The sequence below is a fragment of the Acinetobacter sp. genome, from assembly GCF_045628685.1.
GTDB lineage: Bacteria > Pseudomonadota > Gammaproteobacteria > Pseudomonadales > Moraxellaceae > Acinetobacter.
The window spans coordinates 1-3,590 of record NZ_JAZQPV010000070.1 but is presented as its reverse complement, the minus strand read 5'-3'; the positions used below and the strand labels follow the sequence as shown (position 1 = coordinate 3,590).

At 43.2% G+C, this 3,590-nt stretch carries 5 protein-coding genes; all 5 read left to right on the top strand.

Annotation, left to right across the window (positions count from 1 at the left end):
- Positions 1-1,269 (top strand): molybdopterin dinucleotide binding domain-containing protein (locus ACKI4H_RS10205; protein ID WP_407305463.1); only part of this gene is annotated, 1,269 nt, incomplete at its 5' end.
- A gap of 8 nt (positions 1,270-1,277) precedes the next feature.
- Entirely contained in the window at positions 1,278-1,904 is a 627-nt protein-coding gene (locus ACKI4H_RS10200) for a molybdenum cofactor guanylyltransferase (RefSeq protein ID WP_407305462.1), read from the top strand.
- Positions 1,905-2,058: 154 nt separating this feature from the next.
- Positions 2,059-3,111: a GTP 3',8-cyclase MoaA gene (moaA, locus tag ACKI4H_RS10195; RefSeq protein WP_407305460.1), complete on the top strand. Its 1,053-nt coding sequence runs from the start codon at positions 2,059-2,061 to the stop codon at positions 3,109-3,111.
- Position 3,112: 1 nt separating this feature from the next.
- On the top strand, positions 3,113-3,364 hold the full coding sequence (locus ACKI4H_RS10190; protein ID WP_407305458.1) for a MoaD/ThiS family protein: 252 nt from the start codon (positions 3,113-3,115) through the stop codon (positions 3,362-3,364).
- A 1-nt stretch (position 3,365) separates the two neighbouring features.
- The coding region (locus ACKI4H_RS10185; RefSeq protein WP_407305456.1) for a molybdenum cofactor biosynthesis protein MoaE at positions 3,366-3,590 on the top strand (225 nt) is incomplete at its 3' end.

Genomic DNA, 3,590 nt, shown 5'->3' with positions numbered 1-3,590 from the left:
ATGGGATTTCATGGTTTTGACTTTAACAATAGCCATGGAATCTTTTTGGAACATGCACGATTATCCGCTGAACAAAATTCAGATTTAGTAAATCGTAATGAAGTGGCGAATTTCCGTTATTTTAATTTAAATGGCTTAACGGATTTAACAGAAGTTGAATATGATGAACTGAAACCGGTGCAGTGGCCAGTTTGGTCTAAAGACCAACAAGAAGATGCAGTCGCTCGCTTGTATGCCCAAGGGCAGTTTAGCCATGCAGATCGCAAGGCTAAGTTCATTGCCATTACTGCAATCAATCCGGTCAATCAAATCTGTAAAGAGTTCCCTTTGGTTTTAAATACCGGCCGCATCCGTGACCAATGGCACACCATGAGCCGTACCGGTTTATCTGCCAATTTAAGTAGCCATCGGGCAGAACCGTATTGTGAAATCCATCCGCATGATGCTTTGAAATATGGCGTGAAAAACGGGGAATTGGTTGAAGTCAAATCCAAGTGGGGTAATTGCGTTTTACGTGCCACGGTCAGTGATGATATTCGCCGTGGACAGGTTTTTGCACCGATTCACTGGAACGATCAGGTCGCATCCGATGCCCGTATTGGTAAAGTAGTCAATCCGGTGGTGGATGCCATTTCTGGTGAACCTGAGTTTAAACATACCCCGGTGATCATCCATCCATTTTATAGCCAGTGGCAGGGCGTGTTTTATGTGCGTCAGGGCTTTGAAAAAGTTGTGCAATCCTCCATCGAAAACACGGTGTGGTGGACGAAAATTACCACAGCCAAAGCTGTGCGCTATGAACTGGCAGACCGCAGAAAATTCACCCAGATCACCGAGCACTTAAAAGAGCTGTTGCCGTTTCAGGATGAAAGTTTTGAATGGCTGAATATTGAAGATCAAACTGCGCATATCAGCCATAGTGTCGTGCTGAAAGATGGGCATTTGATTGCGAGTTTATATATCGCGCCTTATGCACTCTTGCCAGATCGTGATTGGGTGGCGAGCCTGTTTAAGCGTGAGCGTTTAAGTGCGATGCACCGTAAGGCGCTGCTTGCCGGACAAGCAATGTCGATGGCCAATAATGAAGGGCCATTGGTGTGTAGCTGCTTTAAAGTCGGCAAAAACCGCATTATTGAAACCATTAAAACCCAAAATATCACCGATGAAAAACAAGTCACGGCCTGTTTAAAAGCTGGGGGGAACTGCGGTTCATGTCTACCTGAAATTCGAGGCCTGATTAAAGCCTGTCAAGCGGAGGCAGTGCAATGAAGCTAAAAATGAAGAAAGGAATAAATAAGTCAGTTTATCCAGACACCGACCTGGTGATTTTAGCTGGTGGACAGGCACGGCGCATGAATGGCATCAATAAGCTGTTGCAGAAATTTGATGATCAGATTCAACTGATCAAGATTCATCAACAGCTTAAATCACATGTTGCACAAGTTTGGATCAATAGTCACCGTGATGATTCGATCTATCAAAAAATGATTCCGAGCATTCATTGTTATCAGGATGATGAAAGTGGTTTTTTAGGTCCGCTCATGGGCATGAAAAGTGCCTGGTCACATGTACAGGCAGACCATGTGCTGTTTGTACCCTGTGATGTGACTTACATTCCGCCAAAAGTGATTTTAAAATTGCATCAGGCTTTAGCCAAAAATAGCTTGGCGGAAGTCGCGTATGTGGAAATAAACGGTCAGGCACTGTATCCATTTTGCCTGGTTAAACGTAGCAGCTTAGTCACCTTGATGATCCATCTTGAACAAAAACAGCGCAGTTTAAAGCACTGTTTTGCAGGTTTGCACGCACAAGTGGCACGTTTTAAAAATCACGCACTGTTTTTTCACAGTATTAATTCAATGGATGAGCTGCAACAGCATCAACAACTCAAATTTCTGCATTAAAACTGAATATTTTTCGTTAAATCTAAATACTTCGCCTTTTGGCACAAAGTTGGAACACTTATTGCAAATCTAATCATAACAAGATTGGGCGATTCAACATTTGCGCACAATAGGTGTGCAGTCGCAACAAAATGCCTGAAGATGGATGTTCAAGATGAATATGATGACAGAGCTTAAAACCGAAGCGCAATTTGTCGATCAGTTTGGTCGTGGCAAGCGTAAACTGCGGATTTCAGTGACCGATCGCTGTAATTTTAAGTGTGTCTATTGCATGCCTGAACATCCGGAATGGATGAAAAAACACGACTTGCTCAGTTTTGAAGAACTCTACCAATTTTGTGATTTTATGGTGCGCCGTGGTATTGAATCTATTCGGATCACCGGTGGTGAACCGTTAATGCGTCAGGGCGTGGTGCATTTTATTGCACAGCTGCAGGATTTAAAAAAGCTTGGGCTTAAACGCATTTCCATGACCAGCAATGCACATTATCTCAAGCAATATGCAGATGCCTTAAAGCAGTCTGGACTGGATGATTTGAACATCAGTCTGGACAGTCTGGATGCTGACCAATTTAAACAACTCACACAAAAAGAGCTGGCACCGGTACTCGACGGAATTCGTGTAGCTCAAGCTGCTGGACTACCGATTAAAATCAATAGCGTATTAATGAACGGCATCAATGACAATCAAATTTTGCCTTTGGCACGCTGGTCGGTTCAGGAAAAAATCCCCTTACGCTTTATCGAATTCATGCCGCTGGATGGTGACCGGAAATGGTCGAGCGAACATGTGGTTAGTGAACAGCAAATTTTAAACACTCTAGCCACTGAATTTACAGTGACCAGCCAAGCCAATGATTCAGCTCAGTTAAATTCAGACCCAGCACGACAATATTTTATTGATGGTCATCCCATCGGGATGATATCCACGATTACTCATTCATTCTGTGGAACCTGTGACCGGGTACGTTTAACTGCGCAAGGCGAATTCTATAACTGCCTGTTTGCCCCAAAGGGATTAAATCTTAAAGCTGAAATTAAGGCACTGGCTTCATGTGAACCTTTGAGTGAAGTGAGCTTATATAGCGCTTTATCCAATTATATCTGGAACAAAGAACAGGGCTTTCATGCAATTGAGCAGCGTTTGAAAAATCAAAATATGAATCAAAACAGTCGCAAAATCAGCATGCACATGCTTGGAGGTTAAGATGCCACAGATCAAAATCAAAATTGAAGCCTTCGGTGCGGTAGAACGACAGTTGCCGCAAAACCTGGAAATCATTTGCAGTCCAAATAGCACTGTCTCCGATATCTTGGATCAAGTTACACAACAATGTCCTGCCGCTTTTGCCATGATTGAACGATGTGCCTGTGCCATCGGTGAGGACATTATTCCACGTCAAAGTAAGCTTAATTCGGACAGTATCTTAGTGTTGCTGTCACCCGTGGCAGGAGGCTGAAATGGATGTATTGAAACAATTTTCACGGATTCAGGACACAGCCTTAAGCCTAGAGAGTTTTGATCAGATTCAAACTTTTCCTGAATGTGGTGGTACTGGTATTTTTGTCGGTACGGTGCGCAATCATCATGAAGGCAAAGCGGTTCAAGCATTGAAATATACCGCCTATGCACCTGTGGCAGAAAAAATGATTCGCCAGATTGAGCAGGAAATTCAAACCAAATAT